The sequence below is a fragment of the Bradyrhizobium sp. 27S5 genome (genome assembly GCF_037217225.1).
Taxonomy (GTDB): Bacteria; Pseudomonadota; Alphaproteobacteria; order Rhizobiales; family Xanthobacteraceae; genus Bradyrhizobium; species Bradyrhizobium septentrionale.
In genome coordinates this window covers 7,385,247-7,402,159 of the sequence record NZ_CP147714.1, presented here as the reverse complement: position 1 = coordinate 7,402,159, position 16,913 = coordinate 7,385,247, and the positions used below count along the sequence as shown (strand labels likewise).

Annotated in this window: 22 protein-coding genes; 13 read left to right on the top strand and 9 right to left on the bottom strand. The window is 65.1% G+C overall.

Features of this window, described 5'->3' with window-relative positions; translation table 11 throughout:
- The first annotated feature begins 28 nt into the window (after nt 1-28).
- Both WDM24_RS34930 and WDM24_RS34925 read left to right on the top strand, forming a co-directional pair.
- Nucleotides 29-841 (top strand): uridine kinase, encoded by an 813-nt coding sequence (locus WDM24_RS34930; RefSeq protein ID WP_338691968.1) that lies wholly within the window; start codon nt 29-31, stop codon nt 839-841.
- Between the two features lie 13 nt (nt 842-854).
- On the top strand, nt 855-1,679 hold the full coding sequence (locus WDM24_RS34925; protein ID WP_338828987.1) for a molybdenum storage protein subunit alpha: 825 nt from the start codon (nt 855-857) through the stop codon (nt 1,677-1,679).
- A gap of 59 nt (nt 1,680-1,738) precedes the next feature.
- Here WDM24_RS34925 and WDM24_RS34920 read toward each other — a convergent pair whose 3' ends face one another.
- Nucleotides 1,739-2,023 carry a hypothetical protein gene (locus tag WDM24_RS34920; RefSeq protein ID WP_338828986.1) on the bottom strand — a complete coding sequence of 95 codons (285 nt, stop codon included), beginning with the start codon at nt 2,021-2,023 and terminating at the stop codon, nt 1,739-1,741.
- Here WDM24_RS34920 and WDM24_RS34915 point away from each other — a divergent pair.
- Nucleotides 2,013-2,276 carry a hypothetical protein gene (locus tag WDM24_RS34915; protein WP_338828985.1) on the top strand — a complete coding sequence of 88 codons (264 nt, stop codon included), beginning with the start codon at nt 2,013-2,015 and terminating at the stop codon, nt 2,274-2,276. The genes WDM24_RS34920 and WDM24_RS34915 overlap by 11 nt on opposite strands.
- Nucleotides 2,277-2,341: 65 nt before the next feature.
- On the top strand, nt 2,342-2,713 hold the full coding sequence (locus WDM24_RS34910) for a cupin domain-containing protein (protein WP_166298853.1): 372 nt from the start codon (nt 2,342-2,344) through the stop codon (nt 2,711-2,713).
- 25 nt (nt 2,714-2,738) lie between these two features.
- Here the strand turns inward: WDM24_RS34910 and WDM24_RS34905 are convergent, their stop codons facing one another.
- The 5 genes from WDM24_RS34905 to WDM24_RS34885 all read right to left on the bottom strand — a co-directional run bounded on the left by WDM24_RS34905 (nt 2,739) and on the right by WDM24_RS34885 (nt 5,762).
- Nucleotides 2,739-2,975 (bottom strand): hypothetical protein, encoded by a 237-nt coding sequence (locus WDM24_RS34905; RefSeq protein ID WP_338828984.1) that lies wholly within the window; start codon nt 2,973-2,975, stop codon nt 2,739-2,741.
- A 90-nt stretch (nt 2,976-3,065) separates the two neighbouring features.
- Entirely contained in the window at nt 3,066-3,230 is a 165-nt protein-coding gene (locus WDM24_RS34900; RefSeq protein ID WP_166298851.1) for a hypothetical protein, read from the bottom strand.
- Between the two features lie 43 nt (nt 3,231-3,273).
- Complete coding sequence (locus tag WDM24_RS34895; RefSeq protein WP_338832503.1) at nt 3,274-4,392, bottom strand: acyl-CoA desaturase; 1,119 nt, start codon at nt 4,390-4,392, stop codon at nt 3,274-3,276.
- Between the two features lie 233 nt (nt 4,393-4,625).
- Nucleotides 4,626-4,835, bottom strand: coding sequence for a cold-shock protein (locus WDM24_RS34890; protein WP_029079350.1), 210 nt, complete (start codon nt 4,833-4,835; stop codon nt 4,626-4,628).
- Nucleotides 4,836-5,153: 318 nt separating this feature from the next.
- The gene (locus WDM24_RS34885) at nt 5,154-5,762 is read right to left on the bottom strand and encodes a TetR/AcrR family transcriptional regulator (RefSeq protein ID WP_166298850.1); all 609 of its coding nucleotides are present in this window, start codon (nt 5,760-5,762) and stop codon (nt 5,154-5,156) included.
- A gap of 112 nt (nt 5,763-5,874) precedes the next feature.
- Between WDM24_RS34885 and WDM24_RS34880 the strand changes: the two genes are divergently transcribed.
- The 8 genes from WDM24_RS34880 (at nt 5,875) to WDM24_RS34845 (ending at nt 12,630) form a co-directional block, all read left to right on the top strand.
- On the top strand, nt 5,875-6,570 hold the full coding sequence (locus tag WDM24_RS34880; protein ID WP_338828983.1) for a PspA/IM30 family protein: 696 nt from the start codon (nt 5,875-5,877) through the stop codon (nt 6,568-6,570).
- A 70-nt stretch (nt 6,571-6,640) separates the two neighbouring features.
- Complete coding sequence (locus WDM24_RS34875; protein ID WP_338828982.1) at nt 6,641-6,916, top strand: YiaA/YiaB family inner membrane protein; 276 nt, start codon at nt 6,641-6,643, stop codon at nt 6,914-6,916.
- Between the two features lie 182 nt (nt 6,917-7,098).
- The gene (locus WDM24_RS34870; RefSeq protein ID WP_338828981.1) at nt 7,099-8,154 is read left to right on the top strand and encodes a hypothetical protein; all 1,056 of its coding nucleotides are present in this window, start codon (nt 7,099-7,101) and stop codon (nt 8,152-8,154) included.
- Nucleotides 8,151-9,026 carry a ThiF family adenylyltransferase gene (locus WDM24_RS34865; protein ID WP_338828980.1) on the top strand — a complete coding sequence of 292 codons (876 nt, stop codon included), beginning with the start codon at nt 8,151-8,153 and terminating at the stop codon, nt 9,024-9,026. The genes WDM24_RS34870 and WDM24_RS34865 overlap by 4 nt, the downstream gene beginning before the upstream one ends.
- Nucleotides 9,023-10,222 carry a hypothetical protein gene (locus WDM24_RS34860; protein ID WP_338828979.1) on the top strand — a complete coding sequence of 400 codons (1,200 nt, stop codon included), beginning with the start codon at nt 9,023-9,025 and terminating at the stop codon, nt 10,220-10,222. Before WDM24_RS34865 ends, WDM24_RS34860 begins: the two co-directional genes overlap by 4 nt.
- Nucleotides 10,219-11,340 carry a GNAT family N-acetyltransferase gene (locus WDM24_RS34855; protein ID WP_338828978.1) on the top strand — a complete coding sequence of 374 codons (1,122 nt, stop codon included), beginning with the start codon at nt 10,219-10,221 and terminating at the stop codon, nt 11,338-11,340. The genes WDM24_RS34860 and WDM24_RS34855 overlap by 4 nt, the downstream gene beginning before the upstream one ends.
- Before the next feature lie 168 nt (nt 11,341-11,508).
- A complete protein-coding gene (locus tag WDM24_RS34850; protein ID WP_338828977.1) occupies nt 11,509-12,333 on the top strand; it encodes a hypothetical protein in 825 nt (274 codons plus the stop codon).
- Between the two features lie 90 nt (nt 12,334-12,423).
- Nucleotides 12,424-12,630: a hypothetical protein gene (locus tag WDM24_RS34845; RefSeq protein WP_029079341.1), complete on the top strand. Its 207-nt coding sequence runs from the start codon at nt 12,424-12,426 to the stop codon at nt 12,628-12,630.
- Nucleotides 12,631-12,852: 222 nt separating this feature from the next.
- Here the strand turns inward: WDM24_RS34845 and WDM24_RS34840 are convergent, their stop codons facing one another.
- Entirely contained in the window at nt 12,853-13,428 is a 576-nt protein-coding gene (locus WDM24_RS34840; protein WP_338828976.1) for a DUF2478 domain-containing protein, read from the bottom strand.
- Between the two features lie 70 nt (nt 13,429-13,498).
- Nucleotides 13,499-14,908 carry an aldehyde dehydrogenase family protein gene (locus tag WDM24_RS34835; RefSeq protein ID WP_029079340.1) on the bottom strand — a complete coding sequence of 470 codons (1,410 nt, stop codon included), beginning with the start codon at nt 14,906-14,908 and terminating at the stop codon, nt 13,499-13,501.
- A 336-nt stretch (nt 14,909-15,244) separates the two neighbouring features.
- On the opposite strand from WDM24_RS34835, the gene WDM24_RS34830 reads away from it, so the two are divergent.
- Nucleotides 15,245-15,625, top strand: coding sequence for a hypothetical protein (locus WDM24_RS34830; RefSeq protein ID WP_338828975.1), 381 nt, complete (start codon nt 15,245-15,247; stop codon nt 15,623-15,625).
- 316 nt (nt 15,626-15,941) lie between these two features.
- Here WDM24_RS34830 and WDM24_RS34825 read toward each other — a convergent pair whose 3' ends face one another.
- Nucleotides 15,942-16,793 carry an SDR family NAD(P)-dependent oxidoreductase gene (locus tag WDM24_RS34825; RefSeq protein WP_338828974.1) on the bottom strand — a complete coding sequence of 284 codons (852 nt, stop codon included), beginning with the start codon at nt 16,791-16,793 and terminating at the stop codon, nt 15,942-15,944.
- Between the last annotated feature and the right edge of the window lie 120 nt (nt 16,794-16,913).

Here is a 16,913-nt window from a genome sequence, read left to right as displayed (position 1 = left end):
CAGGCGCATCGGAAAAGGAACGTTTCTCATGGCAAACACGACGGCAGAGCTTGAAGGGCTCCTGATGCAGCGGTCGCTGACAGATCCGCAGCTTTTGGCGGCGGCGGAAGCGGCGTCGGATTTCCGGATCCTGCCGGATGCGACCGTGATCAAGATCGGCGGCCAGAGCGTCATCGACCGCGGCCGCGCCGCCGTCTATCCGCTGGTCGACGAGATCGTCGCGGCCCGCAAGGCCCACAAGCTCCTGATCGGGACCGGCGCGGGCACCCGCGCCCGGCATCTCTATTCGATCGCGGCCGGGCTTCGCCTGCCGGCCGGCGTGCTGTCGCAACTCGGCGCCTCGGTCGCCGATCAGAACGCCGTGATGCTGGGGCAGCTGCTTGCCAAGCACGGCATCTCCGCGGTCAGCGGCGCCGGGCTATCGGCCGTGCCGCTCTATCTCGCCGAGGTGAATGCGGTGATCTTCAGCGGCATGCCGCCTTATGGCTTGTGGATGCGCCCCGCACCCGAAGGCATGATCCCGCCGTACCGCACCGACGCCGGATGCTTCCTGGTCGCCGAGCAGTTCGGCTGCAAGGCGATGATCTATGTGAAGGACGAGAACGGCCTCTATACCGCGAACCCCAAGACCTCGAAGGGCGCCACCTTCATTCCGAAAATCTCGGTCGCGGAGATGAAGGCGAAGGGATTGCAGGATTCGATCCTCGAATTCCCGGTGCTCGATCTGCTCGCCGCCGCACGCCATGTCCGCGAGGTGCAGGTCGTCAATGGCCTTGTCCCCGGCAATCTCACCCGCGCGCTCGCGGGCGAGCATGTCGGCACCATCATCACCGCGAGCTGAGAGAGACACGACCATGGATGATACCACCAAGCACGTCGCCTCGCCGCTCGCGCGCCAGACCCTGCTCGACAGCGATCTTACCCGTCCCGTTGCCGGCGGACGCCCTATACCCCTGCTGCCCTGGGTGCAGGTGGTGAAGATCGGCGGCCGCTCGATCATGGATCGCGGCCATGAAACGATCCTGCCGATCGTCGACGAGCTGCGCTCGCTGTTGCCGGAGCACCGCCTCTTGATCCTGACCGGCGCCGGCATCCGCGCCCGCCACCTCTACAGCGTCGGCCTCGACCTCGGTCTGCCGGTCGGCTCGCTCGCGCCGCTCGCGGCGAGCGAGGCCGGCCAGAACGGTCATATCCTGGCCTGCCTGCTCGCGCCGGAAGGCGTCTCCTATATCGAGCACCCGACCATCGCGAGCCAGCTTGCGATCCACCTCTCCGCGGCCCGCGCGGTGGTGGGCAGCGGCTTTCCGCCCTATCACCATCACGAATTTCCGGACTCGCGCATCCCGCTGCATCGGGCCGACACCGGTGCATTCCTGCTCGCCGATGCGCTCGGCGCGGCCGGCCTCACCATCGTCGAGGACGTCGACGGCGTGTATACCGATGATCCGAACGGTCCCGACGGCAAGAAGGCGCAGCTGCTGCGCGAGACCAGCGTCGCCGATCTTGCCAAGCTGAAGGGCACGCTGCCGTTCGATCCCGCGCTGCTCGAGGTGATGAAGAACGCCCGCCATATCGAGCGCGTGCAGGTCGTGAACGGCCTCGTTCCCGGCCGGCTCACCGCGGCACTGCGCGGCCAGCATGTCGGGTCGATCATCCGCACCGGCGCGCGTCCGGCCTGACGCCCGTTCATCAAGGAATCTGTCGCGCGCCGTGCTTGTTCGGCGCGCGAAGGGGGCAATTACTTGATCGTCGCGCGCACGGTGATGACCGAGGTGCCTGAAGTCTTCGGTCCTTGACCCGTCGCCTTGATGGCAAAGCTGTCGTTGCCCTTGTACTTGGCCTTCGCCCTGTATTCGAAGGTCAATGCGTTGATCTTCTTCAACTTGCCGTAGGTCGGCTTTTGCGAGATCGCGGAGTCGGTCACCGTGCCGCGGATCCCGATCGGGATCAGGCAGCTTTGGCCTGACGCGACGTCGATATCGCCGGTCGAGTTCTCGCCCCAATCCGCTAATGTGACCGACATCGAGCATTCGGATACGGCTTGCGCCGCAAACGCCGGCATGACACTTGATGCTGCAATGCTGAGCGCCAGGGCGGCGATCCCCGGCAACCGCGTCGTCACGATGCTCATTCCCATGCAAAGCCCACTGCTGAAGGTTTCTTCGGTGCAAGAATCCTGCAACGTCGGAGCGAGGGTGGCAAGGCCTTCGGCCATTCTGTGTTGCTCGGGAGCCGACGTGCTGAACCGTCGCTCCGACATCTTGTTGCCGTGGTGAGGCGCCCTCATGGTCATCGCGACTTGATCGGGGGGACGGCTCACGTGACGAGAAAAGGGATTCCAATGGCTGATGGCAAGGACGGTCAGGCAAACGCGCAACAGACCGGGTTTGCCGGGGTGACGCGCAAGACCCTTGAGCGTCTCGCTTTGCCCGGCGATGATCGCGAGCTCGTCGTTGCCGAGGTGACCTATCCGCCCGGCGGGGTCGCGCCGCTGCACCGGCATCCGGTTGGGGGAATTATCTTCATCGTCGAAGGTGTCGCCGAGTCCGCCTATGGCAGTGAGGCTCCGCGCCGGTATCGGGCAGGCGAGACCTTGCAGGATCGCCCCGACCTTCCGCACACGCTGTTTCGCAACTGCGACCCGGAACGTCCGCTGCGCTTTCTGACGATCTACGCGCTCGAACCCGGGCGCGCCTACACGATGGAGCCGTGAGGCTCAGGCGTTTCCCACGGGCTGTTCAGATCATCACGAGCTTGATCTGGCCGCCTTCGATGGTTCCCGCCGCAAGGGCGTCGCGAGCCATCTTTTCGATGGTCGGCCAATTCGTGAGCAGATACTTGTGCGCCTGCATCTTCGTTGGGAATGTGGTTTGCAGGATGCAGTCCTGCCGCGCGTTTCCGTTCGCGATCTGAAAAGACACCGCCTGGGGTCCCTCATTGATCTCTTGTTCGGTCGGCTTGGGTAATCTGCGCATACTACTCCTTCGCGAAAATCTTCGCGCTCGTCGCCAATGGAGTTCGGTCGTATCCCGGGCCGGGCGATCCGGTCGGGTGGAGGGCGAGGCTTAGTCGTCAGCCGTCCCGGCCGCGATCTTTTTGGCCTTTGCCGGGCGCCGCTGCGGCACCTGGTCGGGGCTCGGCGTGTTGCGCACAGCCTCGGTCAGCATCTCGCGCAATTCAGCCTTGGTCTTGGGTGGTTCTCGCTTGCTCGGCTTTTGCCAGTTGGTCATTGACCCCATATGGGGATGCCCGAGGCAAAATGCTACCGTCTGCTCAAGGTTTCGGGCTTACGGTGGCGACCGGAGGCGGAACGGCCAGAAGAAAACAAACCGATTCCACCAGGAGTTCATGGGCACGGTCGACGATATCGTCCAGCGATGGCGTCATCGCGAACATGGCCTGGGCTTCAGCCAGCAACTGGTCACGCGTTGGCATGCTGGGCAGATGCAGGTCGGCACGATGCTGCAACAGGAAAAGCGCGTCCCGCACCGACATTCCGGTCTCATGGACCGACGATTTGATCGCCATCGCGATGTACTCGGGATTGAAGCGTCCCGCGAGCTGCTCGGCCGTTCGCTTGATCACGCGTGATCCCAGGCGCCGCTCGTTGCGGAGAACCAGTGCGGGCGGCGCCTTCAGATCCCAGACAACACCGAGCCAGGACAAGGCCACCAGGACATAATAGGTCACGTCAATCTCCCACCAGCGGAAGCCTTGCCGTGCACTGCTTTGGTAGGCGTGATGATTGTTGTGCCAACCCTCACCCATCGTAATCAGGGCCAGCAGCCAATTGTTGCGGGAGTCGTCGCCTGTCACATACCGCTTGCGTCCGTGAACATGTGCGAGGGAGTTGATGCAGAACGTGGCGTGATACACCAGCACGGTGCTCCAGAGGAAACCGACCACGAGCCCCGGCCATCCGCCAATGAGGAAGCACAGGCCCGCGACCACGACCGCCGGCAAAACCTCGAATCTGTGCAGCCACATCAGCTCTGGATACGCGGCAAAATCCGAGATTTTCGTCAGATCGGTTGCGTCGTGCTGTCGATAGAAGATCCAGCCGAGATGACTGTACACGAGGCCCGTGTGCAGAGGGGAATGCACATCCTGCTCGGTGTCGGAATGGAGATGGTGATGCCGATGTTTCGCAGCCCACCAAAGCACGCTTTTTTGGGCGCTGCTTTGGGCAAGGAAGGCAAGGATGAATTGAAAGGCCCGGCTTGTTGAGTAAGCGCGATGCGAGAAGTACCGATGATAGCCCGCCGTGATCGCAAACATGCGCAGCCAATAGAGAACAACGCAGATTGTAATCGCTTGCCATGAGATGCCCGACCAGATCGCCGCCAGACACCCTGCGTGGACCAGCAGGAACGGGAGGACCTGCGGGTACATGATGTCGTCGTGTTGCGACACTGGATCGATATTGGTGGACACGCTCGCGACCTCGATTGCTTCAATGTGCGGGCCGTCTCGCCAGCGGACGGCTCAAGTCCTGGTCTTGGCGGGCATTGCGCGCGGTGCGATAAAGAGAAGCCCGCGGCTGGGTGACCAGTCGCGGGGTCGCGAAACCAGAGGCTCTGCCAGTACATCCGTGGTCAAAGCAGCATGGCGCCGATTGCGGCAGCTTACGCGGCGCGCAGATTGTCCGCAGCAGATTTGCCAGTCCGGCGGTCTGCAACGACTTCAAAAGAAACCTTCTGCCCCTCGTTGAGGGTGCTCATGCCGGCGCGTTCAACGGCGCTGATATGAACGAAAACATCCTGGCCTCCCTGGTCCGGCTGAATGAAGCCGAAACCCTTTTGGCTGTTAAACCACTTCACAGTTCCCGTATTCATGGGAGTTCGTCCTTCAATAGATGCGCGTTTGCGCGTTTTCTTCACGCGAACCGGTAGCCACTTCGCTCGAAAACGCTCTAGTTCGAAGTTTTGGGGGGAGGGTCGTCAGTCAGGCGCGCTATCAGCGGCGAGGCCAAGTCGTTCGGCCGAAACTCCATCCGAGCTAAATGGCTACTATCCGATCATTCCGCAAGTGGTTTCTGCCGTCCTGACCTCAATCGCTACGTCGCCCTTGCTCCTGGGGCAACAGCTGAAATCCACGTCTCCCTGCGGCAAGTCGTCTGCTCGACCGCACAGCGGGGGCATCGGGCGGGTGCGCTACTCCTTCTTCGCCGTCAGCCCGTCGACCATCGCGCGTGTCAGGGTGCCGATCTCGCTGCGCAGCGCGCCGATAGGCACCGCAATCAGCTTGTGCTCCAGCCCGAGCGCGACCATGCCGTGCACCGCGGAGAACAGGCTGCGCGCGGTGACGCCGAGCTGCGCCGGCGAGCGCTGCGGGAACAGTGCGGCGAGCGGCTTGTAGATGTGGCGGAATAATTCCATCTGCTCCGTGATGGCCCATTCCGGCACCGGCTTGCCGGGTTGCATGCGGTGCTCGAACAGCGCCCGCCACAATTCGAGATTGTCGGCGGCGAAGTCGCAATAGGCGACCGCGATGCGCACCAGCATCTCGCGCGGCGCCGCCGCCCCGCCGATCTCGGCCAGCGACAGCGAGGCGTCGAGCCGGGCCAGCGTGCGCGAGCCGACGCGCAGGATCAGCTCGTCGACATCCTCGACCAGATTGTAGACGCCGCCGTTGGCGACACCGATTTCCTGGGCCAGTTCGCGCGTTTTCAGGCCGCCGAGACCCTTTGTCGCAATCGCCCGTTCCGCCGCCTCGATCAGCGCTTCCCGCAGTTTCGCACGTCGTTCCAATGCTTTGGACATGTTTTACCCGCCGTTAACCATATACTTGAGCGACGCTCAAATAATTCTTGAGCAACGCTCAGTATGTGGTACAAAAGATTCATGAGCGATGCTCATAACAGGGAGTGACCAAATGTTCAAAACTGTTTTGACACTTTTCCGCGGCAGCGTGGCGGTCGCCGAAGAGGAACTGCAAGACCGGACCGCGCTGGTCATCCTCGACCAGCAGATGCGCGATGCGGCCGCCGCCGTCGACCGCTCGAAGCGGACCTTGGCACTGGCGATCGCCGGCGACCAGCAGGAGGGCCGGCGGCTCGACGCCACCAACGCCCGGATCGCCGATCTCGAGGTGCGCGCCTCAGCGGCGCTCGAGGGCGGCCGGGAAGACCTCGCCCGCGAAGCCGCGCAGGCGATCGCCAACCTCGAAGCCGAACGCGATGCCGCGATGACCGCGCGCACCCTGTTCGCCACCGAGATCACACGGCTGAAGCGCCACGTCGGCAACGCCGAGGCGCGGATCGCCGAGCTCGATCGCGGCCGGCGCCTCGCCCGCGCCTCGGAGGCGGTGCGCTCGCTGCGCCGGAGCGGCATCGAGGCGGCGCGCCCCTACGAATCGACGCTGCCGGAAGCGGAAGCGACGCTGAAGCGGCTGCGCGAGCGGCAGATCGAGATCCAGGCGGCTGACGACGCGCTGTTCGAAATCGATACCGCCTCGGGACCATCAGTCGTCGCCGAGAGGCTCGCCGAGCAGGGCTTTGGCCCGCGCATGAAATCGACCGCCGACGACGTGCTGGCGCGGCTGAGAGCCAAGCGCCCGCCGCAAATCTGAAACCTCAAGCCTGAAATCTCAAGCCTGAAACCACGCCAACTTCAAACCGGATATCATCAAGGAGACGACCATGAACCAGACCATCCAACCCCACAGCGGCGCCTGGGTCACCTTCACCTACGCGTCCTTCGCAGGCTCCGCCTTCCTCGTCGGCATCGGCGTGTTCTTCCTGCCGATCGATCTCTGGATGAAGGGCTATCTGACGATGGGCATCGTGATGCTGATCCAGACCTGCGTGACGATGACCAAGACGGTGCGCGACAATTACGAGAGCGGCAAGTTCGTCAACCGTATCGAGGACGCCAAGGCCGAGCGCCTGCTGATGGAAGTCTCGAAGGCAGCATGAGAGGCGGCCTGAGCCGGAGCCGATGCGAAGCGGCGGGTGTTTTGCACCCGCCGCTTTCGTCGTTGGGGGCAACTTGTTCCGTTTCCGGAACGGCTTGTTTACCCTGCGGCCAACAGCGGCAGGTTGCGCTCATGGCTCTTTAACAGGCCTGAGTGCAGAGATCGCGACCGAGGGACAGAGAAATGGCGTCCACGGATGATCCGACCCCGGCCTCGCGCGGCGGCAGGGGCTTTGCGAAGGCGCGCGCGGCCTTTGACGGCCTGCGCAGCCATGCCGGCTTTTGGCTGAAGGCGTTGTCGCAGCCGACCATCGATCTCACCTTGCGCACCCAGGCCGGCCAGCGCACCCGCATCGTCGAATCGCCCGGCGTGTCGCTGCCGAAGGACGAGCTCGACGCACTGGTCGCGCAGCTGCGCATCGTTGCCGCCAAGACGCTGCCCGAGGAGAGCCTGACCTACGGCATCTTTTCCGGCGAGCCCGAGCGGCTGTCGCGCGCCGTCGTCACCCTGATCTCCGAGGAGGACACCGGGCGGCCGATCGCCTTCAACGCGCTGTCGGTGATGGACGTGCCGCTCGACGGCGAGCCCGCTGAAGTCACCCATCTCGGCCTCGTCATGGTCGATCCCGATGTGCGCGGGCAGGGGTTGTCCTGGGTGCTTTACGGCCTGACCGCGCTGGTGCTGTTTGCCCGCGACGGGCTGCGGCCGAAATGGATTTCCAACGTCACCCAGGTGCCGGCGGTGGTCGGCATGGTCAGCGACACGTTCTCGGACGTGTTCCCGTCGCCGCAGCCGGGCGCGCGGCAGAGCTTTGCGCATCTGCAGCTGGCACGCGGCATCATGGCACGGCATCGCGCGGTGTTCGGCGTCGGCGAGGAGGCCGGCTTCGACGAGGCGCGCTCGGTCATCACAAATGCCTATACCGGCGGCTCGGACGCGCTGAAGAAGACCTTCGAGATCGCAGCGAAACATCGCGATGCCGTCTACAACGAATTTTGCGCGCGCGAGCTGGATTACGGCCGCGGCGACGATGTGCTGCAGCTCGGTCGCGTCGATCTTGCCGGCGCGCGCCGTTACCTGATGCGCGAGGTGCCGTCGGGCTCGCTGCCGGCGCTGCTCGCGGCGTCCGCGATGCTGGCGCTGCAGCGCCTGGTGCTGCCGGTGGTCTACTGGCTCGACGACAGCCGCGCCTTCGGCACGCTGCGGCCGCGCAGGCAGGAGAGCGGGGGAGCGCGATGAATTTCGACTATTACTCCTTCACCGGCCGCAACATCGGCTTTATCGACGAGCACGAGCAGCAGTTGCTGCGCCAGGCGCGGGTGTTCGTCTGCGGCGTCGGCGGCATGGGCGGCGCGGCCTTCATGGCGCTGGCGCGCGCCGGTGTCGGCAAGTTCGTGATCGCCGACATCGACCGCTTCGAGGTCTCCAACCTCAACCGCCAGGTGTTCGCCTTCGCCGACGAGGTCGGCCGCGAGAAGGCGGAGGTCGCCGCCGAAGCCGCCAAACGCATCAACCCGACCATCGAGATCGAGGTGCTCGGCGAGAACTGGACCGATGAGCTCGCCGCGATCGCCGCGCGTTGCCCGGTCATCGTCAACGGCATGGACGACATCGCCGCCGGCGTGCATCTGTACCGGACCGCAAAGCGTGCCGACGCGACCGTGATCGACGCCTATATGTCGCCGCTGCCGTCGGTGATCGTGGTGCGCCCGCATGACCCCCGGCCCGAAGAGCGTCTCGGCTTTCCGACGACGGGCAAGGACTGGACTGCTATCACCGAGGACGACCGCCGCGCCGCGATGCGTGCCGAGATCGAGCACGTGATGCTGCACTCCTCGTCGCGCAACTATGTCGATCTCGCCATTGCCGGCGAAGTCGCGGCCGGCCGCCGCAGCCGGATGTCGTTCGCGCCGATGGTGATCTCGACCGGGATGCTGATGGCCTATGAGGCGGTCGCGCTGATCCTCGGCCGCACCTCCGGCACCGATTGCCGCGGCTGGTTCCTCAATCCGCACCGGCCCGCGATCGAGCGGCCGCGCAATGCGCTGGTTGCCGCCCTGATGCGCCCGCTGGTGCGCCGGGCGATCGAGCAATTGACGGGCAGCACATGACCTCGGGGGCGATTGCCGATTCCATCGTCAATCTCTGCGGCGCCATCGGCCTTGCGGTGGCGATGATGACGTTCTACCGGCGCGATCCCAGGAGCCCGCTGACCCGCCGCCTGCTGCTTGCGCTCGGCGTGATCGCGATCCTGTTCCTCGACCGCGGCCTCGCGTGGTGGAGCGGAAGCCGGCTGCTCGACCACCTCTCGGTGATCCCGGCCGCACTGATCCCGCTCGGCGCCCTGATCGTCACCGAAGGCATCCTGCGGCGCCACGCGCCGCGTGCAGTCAAGATCGCAGCGCTCGCGGGCGGCATCCTGCTCGGCCTCGGCGGCCTGTTCGGGCTGCAGCGCTTCGCGATGCCTTACGCGATCACGCTGGCGCTGTTTCAGCTGCTTGCTTTCGCCACCTGCGCGCTGCTGCTGGCGACGCGCGACCGCGCCTCGCTGATGGCCTCGGAAAACCGCAGCATCGGCCGCATGGCGGTCGGCGCGCTGGTCGTGATCCCGTTCATCCTGACCGACTTCCGCACGCTGTTCCCGGACATTCCGGTTCGGCTCGGCGCGCTGGGTGCACTGCTGACCGTGACCGTGATGCTGATCGCCGGCGGCGGCGCCGAGACCCGCCGCCACGGGCTTGCGATGATGGCGCTGCGGCTGATCTCTTCGGGCCTGCTGGGGCTCGCCGCCGCCTTCATGGCGCCCGACGTCGACGCCGCGCAGATCGTCCGGTTCGTCGCGGTCGCGATTGCCGGCGTGCTGACCATCGGGCTGATGACGGATGCGTTGCGCGCGCTGTTCGAATCGCAGGAGCCCGGCGTGCTCAACTCGGTGGCGGCGTCGCCGGCGCAGACAAGGGAGCAGTTGATCGCCGAGCTCGCGCGGCATCCGATCTTCGAAAGCGCGCGGCACTTTCGCGAGAGCGAGCTCGGGATCTACGATCCGCCGCTGCTGCGCGATTTCCTGTCGGAAAGGCGCGTGCTGCGCCGGTCCGATGCGCCGTGGGGGCTGGCGGCGGTTGATCCTGCGGCCGAACGCATGGTCTCGCTGATGACGGCCAACAGCGCCTCCCATGTCATCGTGCTCGCGCATGATCCGCTCGATCTGATCGTGCTCGCCGTACCCGTGACCGCGGCCGATCCCGCCACCGAAACCGCGCTGGCGCTGGTGCGGCGGCTATTGGCGCTGACCCCGGAGGCCAAATGACGCTCGAGATCAGGGAGGGCGACCGCAAAGCGGCATTCGATGCCGCGCTCAATGCCTATGGGCCCGACAGTCTCTACGTGCCGCCGCTGTGGAGCGATTTCGAGCGGATGTTCGATGCCGCGAAGAACCCGTTCGTCACCGAGGGCCACGGCCGCTACGCGCTGTTCTCCGCGCATCGCGACGGACGGCCGGTCGGCCGCATCGCCGCCTCGATCCACGACGCCTCCAACCGCAAGCATGGCACCCGCCGCGGCGCATTCGGCTTCTTCGATTGCATCGACGAGCCCGAGGTGGCCGACGCGCTGCTGGGTGCCGCCGAGCAATGGCTGTCCGCGCGCGGCATGAGCCGCGTCGCCGGCAATTTCAATCTCACGGCGATGCAGCAGATCGGCGTGATGACCGACGGGTTCGACCATGCGCCATTCACCGACATGATGTGGTCGCCGCCGCATATCGCGCGCCACCTCGAACGCGCCGGCTATGCCGCGACCTTCCCGATGACGACGTTCGAGATCGCGCTCGACGGCGGCAAGCCCGAGCAATTGCTTGGCGACAAGCAGCGCGCGGTGCTCGCCGACAAGGACTTCGTCTGGCAACCGATCAGGCGTTCCGCCTTCAAGGAGCGGCTGGAGGACGCCCGCCTCATCCTCAATGACGGCTTTGCCGACAACCCGATGTTCGTGCCGCCGACCGCGGCCGAATATCTGTTCCAGGCCGGCGACATGATGTGGATCATCGACAAGCGGATTTCGACCGTGGTCTATCACCGCGGCCGGCCCGCCGGCGCGATCATCGCGATCCCCGATCTCAATCCGTTGATCAAGGCGATCGGCGGCCGGATCGGGCTATCAGCGCTGTTCAGGTTCGTGCAGCACCGCATCATGAACACGCGCGCCGTGCTGATCTATCAGTCGGTCTGCCGCGACCTGCACAATCGCGGTCTCAACGGCGCGATGCTCTATCGCACGGCGCTGGCGTTGCAGGAGGCCGGCTACCGCACGCTCGGCGGCACCTGGATCGCCGATATCAACGGTCCGTCGCTGCGCCAGGTCGAGAAGGTCGGCGCCCAGCCGCTGCACCGGCTGCATCTGTTCTTCAAACGGCTGGCGGCGGCATGAGCGAGCTGACGCCGGATCTGTTGCGCGAGCTGGTCGCGGAGGCGCGGCTGGCGCCGAGCGTCCACAACATCCAGCCGACACGCTGGCGGCTGCTCGCGGACGGGCGGCTGGCGCTGGTCGACGACGTCGGCGTACGCGCGCCGGTCGCGGACCCCGCGGGGGCACGACGTGCTGGTATCGCACGGCGCGGCGCTGGAGGGCATGAGCCTCGCGCTCAACCGCCGCAGTCTCGCCATAACAGGCATGACGACGATCGAGCAGCCGCTGTCGCCGCAATTTACCGCGCTTTGCAGCTTTGCGATCCGGCAGGGCGTTGGGCCCGATCCGTTGGCGAGCCGTGTGGCGCGCCGCATGTCGTGGCGCGGCAAGTTCGTGGCGTCGCCTGATGATGCGGCGGTGCTGGCACAGCTTGCTGCCGCGCGCGACGACGTGATCTGCATTGGGGATCGCCAGGCGATTGCCGAAATTGCTGATTGGGCCGACCAGGCCGAGTTCTCCTTTGTTCGGGACGACGATTACCGGCACGAACTGCTCGCATGGATGCGGCTGTCGCCGAGCCATCCGCATTATCTGCAGGATGGTCTCAACCGCGACGCGCTCGCCATGAATGCGGTCGAGGCCAGCGCGGCCCGCTTCGTGCTCGGCGGCCTGTTCAGGCCGCTTGATCGCCTCGGCATCGCCGCATCGCTGCTCGCAGACAGCGCCAAGACCGCGTCGGCATCGGCGATCGTTCTGTTCTGCCGCCCGGTCGGTGAGGATCCACTCACGACGGGACGGCATTTCTATCGGATCTGGCTGGAGATCGATCGCGCCGGGTTCGCGGCGTGCCCGATCTCGGCGCTATCAGACCATCCTGACTTCAACGATCGGCTGCGAAAACTCGGCAAGGTTGGCGGCGATCTGCGCCTCGTCAACGTGTTCCGCGTCGGCCGGCCGCCGAAACCGCTGAAACCTCAGCATTTCCGCCTGCCGGTCGACCGTCTCATCGTCTAGCATTGCCGAAAATTAGCTGCGATACCCGCTGTCAAAGCTTCATCGGGTCGTGCTATGACGCCGCCCGCTAACCAATGACCGGTGGGTATGATGTCGAAGCAATCGCTGCGCGAGGAGGCCGAACGCCTGATCCGCGAGACAATGGAAAAGCGGAACCTCGTCATCAAGCAGGGCACGACCCGGATCGAGGCCGTTTGCGGCAAATGCGGCGCGCCGAACCGGGTGCAGGCGGAAAAGGGCCAGTCCCGCGTCAAGTTCGCCTGCAAGGAGTGCGGTCACAAGCAGGAGACGCTCTGAGCGCGGCCGTGATCTGTAGGGTGGGTTAGCTAACCCATCCTCCGATTCCGTTGTCCCGTCATCCCCGCGCAAAGGCTTCGCCTTTGTCGCTGGAGGTACGAGCGGAGCGAGCCTCGAAGGATGCACGGCCCGGCCGGTGGCCGTCGATCCTTCGAGACGCGCGAAGAGCGCGCTCCTCAGGATGTCGGTGACAGTGCGGAGAATGGGTTCACCCACCCGACGCTACTTGAACACTTCACACACCGCGGTGTGATCCGGCGCGACTCGGGCCGCGGTCCGCAGCGACACGGTGCGCCACCAGGCGTCGAGCGCGTGGCGGTCGCAGGCAAGCTTTACGCTCATGCCGCCGGCGAACGTGACCCAGTCGGCAAAGCTCGAGCGCGACACCGCGATCACGACGGGGATATCGGCGTCGAGCGCACGCTCGATCAGATAGCCAAGGCCCTTGCCGTCGCGTTCCCGCTTGCCGAAGCGATTGATGATGACGAGATCGGCGCCGGCCGCCAGCGCGTCGGCGACCCGGAGGCCGGCATCCTGCAGCCGCGACAGATCGAGCTTGCAGCCGCTGGCACCAGGGCTCGTGGTACTTGGGCTCGGCGGCTGCGCCAGCAGCAGCGTCTCGCCGCTATGGACCAGCACGGCCGACAGGCTGGAATCCGCGCATTGGCCGGTCTGCACCATGCCGACCACGCGCGCGCCCTGCGCCTTCAGATGACAGGCGAAGTCGCGCAGGATGGCATCGGGATCGTCGTGCCCGTCATAGACCAGGGCAGCAAGATCGCATTGGGCGTCGAACATGATGGGCTCTGTTCGTTGTGGACGGGGAGGCGACCGCGGCGCCAGGGCGTCGCGGCCGCATGTTGGGCGATCAGGCGGCCGGCGGGCCATTGATGATCTGCAGCTGGGTGAATTCGGCGAGGCCTTCCTCGGCAAACTCGGTGCCGATGCCCGACTGCTTGGCGCCGCCGAACGGAATGTTCGGGGCCATGTCGAGGTGCTTGTTGATCCACACCGTGCCGGCCTCGATCTGGGTCGCGATCTCATGCGCGCGCTTGATATCCGACGACCACACCGACGCGCCGAGGCCGTAGGTGGTGGCGTTGGCGCGGCGGATCACGTCATCCTTGTCGGAGTACTTGATGACCGGCAGCACCGGACCGAACTGCTCCTCGTCGACCAGCTTGGAGCCTTCCTTGATGTCGCGCACGATGGTCGGCTCGATGAAGTAGCCGGGACGGTCCATCGCGGCGCCGCCGGCGATCACGTTGCCGTTCTTGCGGGCATCGTCGAGGAACGCCTTCACCTTCTCGTACTGCATCTTGTTCTGCAGCGGACCCAGCTTGGTGCCCTGCTTGGAGCCGTCATCGACCACTGTGTTCTTGGCGATCGCGACCAGCTCGTTGCAGATTTCGTCATAGACCGACTCGTGGACATAGAGCCGCTTGATGGCGAGGCAGACCTGGCCGGAGTTCTGGAACGCGCCTTCGAAGATGCCGGGCGCGACCTTCTTCGGATCGACGTCGTCGAGCACGATGCCGGCATCGTTGCCGCCGAGCTCGAGCGTAATCCGCTTCAGGGTCTGCGATGCGCTCGCCATCACCTTCTGGCCGGTCGCCGTCGAGCCGGTGAAGGAGATCTTGCGGATGTCCGGGTGCTTGGTCATGTGATCGCCGAGATCATTGGCATCGGCGATGAAGTTGAGCACACCCTTCGGCAGGATGTCCTTGACCAGCTCGGCAAAGCGCAGCGAGGCCAGCGGCGTGGTGGGCGCGGGCTTCACCACCAGCGTGTTGCCGGCGAGCAGCGCCGACGGCAGCTTGAACGCAAGGATCAGGAGCGGATAGTTCCAGGGAATGATCGCGCCGACCACGCCGAGCGGGCGGCGGTAGGCCTCGACCTTGCGGTCGCCGGAATTCTCGACCACGCGCATCGGCAGATCGAGCGAGCCCAGATAGCGGAAGAAGCCGGCCATGCCCATGACCTCGCCGGTGGCATCCGCGAGCGGCTTACCCTGCTCGCTGGTCAGGATGTGGGCGAGCTCGTTGGTGTTGGCCTCGATCGCCTCGGCCATCTTGATGATGAGCTTGCGGCGCTCTTCCATCGGGGTCGCGGCCCAGGCGGGGTAGGCGGCTTTCGCGGCGGCGACTGCCTTGTCGAGCTGGTCCTTGGAGGCGCGCGGGCACTGCGCCACCACCTCTTCGGTCGCCGGATTGAGCACCGGCATGGTCTGGTCGCCGGGTACCATCTTGCCGTCGATGAGAAGCTTGTAATCACTCATAGGCTTTGCTCTCCCTGGTCAAACGGGCCCTTATAGGCCTCGCTATATCCGTGTGTATATCACGGTCGCAGGAAGGAAGCCACGGCCATCCACGGCCCGCCCCTCACTGCCGAACCGAGTCAATTCTCTGGAAAATGACGAAGAAAAAATCAGCCTGATCTTTGTGGTGATTTATTCGCGGTTGCCGGCCCAGCGTCAACGGGGCAGCCGCGAGCTTCAATCTATTCTAACGCCGCGCGCGACTGCGCCGGATGGGTCGCAGGATACATTGGGGCTGGACGCTGGCCGTCCCAGCGATATATTGAATGGAATATAACGATGATCCGGAGTGCCGGTATGCAGATCGAAACCCAGGAGCTCACCACCTGCGAGGTCGCGCCCGACGGCTGCGCCATTTCGCTTGGCTTCGTGGACGGCAAGGGCGACCCCGCAACCATCCGCCTGTCGATCAACCAGGTCGGCGCGCTGGTCATGACGCTGCCCGGGCTGATCAGCAAGGCGCTGCAGACCCGCTTCGGCGACCAGACCCTGCGTTACGCCTATCCGCTGGATTCATGGGTGATCGAACAGTCGACCGATCCGGCCCAGGGCATGGTGACGCTCAAGACATCGGACGGCTTCAGCGTCTGCTTTTCGATCCCGCGCGCCCAGCAGAGCGAGCTCGGCGAGGCGCTGGTGGCGCAGCCGGCGACACCGGTGCGGGTGCGGGCGAATTGAGCAAGGTGCGTAGGGTGGGTTAGGCGAAGCCGTAACCCACCGTCTTCTTTCGTTACGCGGAGGGTTGGTGGGTTACGCTCGGCCAACCCACGCTCCGGACTATCACCGTCATCCTGAGGAGCGCGCTTTTGCGCGCGTCTCGAAGGATCGACGGCCACCGGCCGGGCCGTGCATCCTTCGAGGCTCGCTCCGCTCGCACCTCAGGATGACGGGATAAATAGCCGATCGGTGGAGCGAAGCGATACCCATCAGATAGCGGGCCGCAGGAGAGATGATGGGTTTCGCTTCGCTCTACCCACCTACGATTCCCTGCCTCTTACTCCCCCTTCACGAATGCGGCGAACGCGTCGCCGAAATCCGGATGCCAGCGCGACAGCGGCGGGCGGTTCTCGACGATGTCGCCGGCGGCCCAGAGGATGCGGCGTTCGTCGAGCGCGCGCGGCACGTCATTGTCGGGGCAGAGGACATAGAAATCGCCGCCATCGAGGCGCTCGATCATGAAGTCGACGGTCTGCTCTGCCGTCCAGGCGCCGGCCGGCTTCTCAGTGCGGCCGCGCGCGGTCAGCCCGGTGAAGACGAAACCCGGGATCAGCAGATGCGCTGATATCCTGCAGCCGTCGGTGTTGCGCAATTCATGTTGGAGCGCCTCGGTGAACGCCTTCACACCGGCCTTGGAGACGTTGTAGGCAGGATCGCCCGGCGGCGTGGTGATGCCCTGCTTGGAGCCGGTGTTGATGATCAGCCCCGGCCGGCCGCGCTTGATCATGTTGGGCGCAAAGGCCTGCGTGCCGTTGATCACGCCCCACAGATTGACGCCAAGGATGCGCTGCCAATTGTCCGCCGGCCCGAACATCGCGCTGCCGGGCTGGATGCCGGCATTGTTCATCAGGATATCGGTGCCGCCGAATTTCCTGGCGACACTGGCCTCGAGCTCCGCGACCGCCTCCGCGCGGCTGACGTCGACAGCAGCCGTCATGATATCGGCTGCGCCGCCCGGCGCTGCAGATGACAGTTTTGTCGCAGCCGCCTTCAGCCTGTCATCACCGAGATCGGCGATGCACACCTTCATACTGGCCTCGGCGAACCGCAACGCGGCGGCAAGCCCGATGCCGGACGCGCCGCCGGTGATCACGGCAACATGATTGGCTGATATCACGGGGTGGGGCATCGGCGGTCTCCGGACACATGTGTGGCTGACGTTCAAATCCTATCATAGCGCGCGAACCATATGCGCTGGCGCATGGGAGGTTTTCATGCGTGCCGCCCTCGACAACGCCGGCTGCGCTTT

Bases quoted from the DNA above. Each gene is read 5' to 3' on its own strand.
- WDM24_RS34825 (WP_338828974.1), bottom strand. From the start codon at position 16,793: ATGCCCCACCCCGTGATATCAGCCAATCATGTTGCCGTGATCACCGGC.
- WDM24_RS34840 (WP_338828976.1), bottom strand. From the start codon at position 13,428: ATGTTCGACGCCCAATGCGATCTTGCTGCCCTGGTCTATGACGGGCAC.
- WDM24_RS34870 (WP_338828981.1), top strand. From the start codon at position 7,099: ATGGCGTCCACGGATGATCCGACCCCGGCCTCGCGCGGCGGCAGGGGC.
- WDM24_RS34880 (WP_338828983.1), top strand. From the start codon at position 5,875: ATGTTCAAAACTGTTTTGACACTTTTCCGCGGCAGCGTGGCGGTCGCC.
- WDM24_RS34845 (WP_029079341.1), top strand. From the start codon at position 12,424: ATGTCGAAGCAATCGCTGCGCGAGGAGGCCGAACGCCTGATCCGCGAG.
- WDM24_RS34830 (WP_338828975.1), top strand. From the start codon at position 15,245: ATGCAGATCGAAACCCAGGAGCTCACCACCTGCGAGGTCGCGCCCGAC.
- WDM24_RS34835 (WP_029079340.1), bottom strand. From the start codon at position 14,908: ATGAGTGATTACAAGCTTCTCATCGACGGCAAGATGGTACCCGGCGAC.
- WDM24_RS34860 (WP_338828979.1), top strand. From the start codon at position 9,023: ATGACCTCGGGGGCGATTGCCGATTCCATCGTCAATCTCTGCGGCGCC.
- WDM24_RS34890 (WP_029079350.1), bottom strand. From the start codon at position 4,835: ATGAATACGGGAACTGTGAAGTGGTTTAACAGCCAAAAGGGTTTCGGC.
- WDM24_RS34895 (WP_338832503.1), bottom strand. From the start codon at position 4,392: ATGTACCCGCAGGTCCTCCCGTTCCTGCTGGTCCACGCAGGGTGTCTG.
- WDM24_RS34920 (WP_338828986.1), bottom strand. From the start codon at position 2,023: ATGTCGGTCACATTAGCGGATTGGGGCGAGAACTCGACCGGCGATATC.
- WDM24_RS34875 (WP_338828982.1), top strand. From the start codon at position 6,641: ATGAACCAGACCATCCAACCCCACAGCGGCGCCTGGGTCACCTTCACC.
- WDM24_RS34925 (WP_338828987.1), top strand. From the start codon at position 855: ATGGATGATACCACCAAGCACGTCGCCTCGCCGCTCGCGCGCCAGACC.
- WDM24_RS34885 (WP_166298850.1), bottom strand. From the start codon at position 5,762: ATGTCCAAAGCATTGGAACGACGTGCGAAACTGCGGGAAGCGCTGATC.
- WDM24_RS34865 (WP_338828980.1), top strand. From the start codon at position 8,151: ATGAATTTCGACTATTACTCCTTCACCGGCCGCAACATCGGCTTTATC.
- WDM24_RS34905 (WP_338828984.1), bottom strand. From the start codon at position 2,975: ATGCGCAGATTACCCAAGCCGACCGAACAAGAGATCAATGAGGGACCC.
- WDM24_RS34910 (WP_166298853.1), top strand. From the start codon at position 2,342: ATGGCTGATGGCAAGGACGGTCAGGCAAACGCGCAACAGACCGGGTTT.
- WDM24_RS34900 (WP_166298851.1), bottom strand. From the start codon at position 3,230: ATGACCAACTGGCAAAAGCCGAGCAAGCGAGAACCACCCAAGACCAAG.
- WDM24_RS34855 (WP_338828978.1), top strand. From the start codon at position 10,219: ATGACGCTCGAGATCAGGGAGGGCGACCGCAAAGCGGCATTCGATGCC.
- WDM24_RS34930 (WP_338691968.1), top strand. From the start codon at position 29: ATGGCAAACACGACGGCAGAGCTTGAAGGGCTCCTGATGCAGCGGTCG.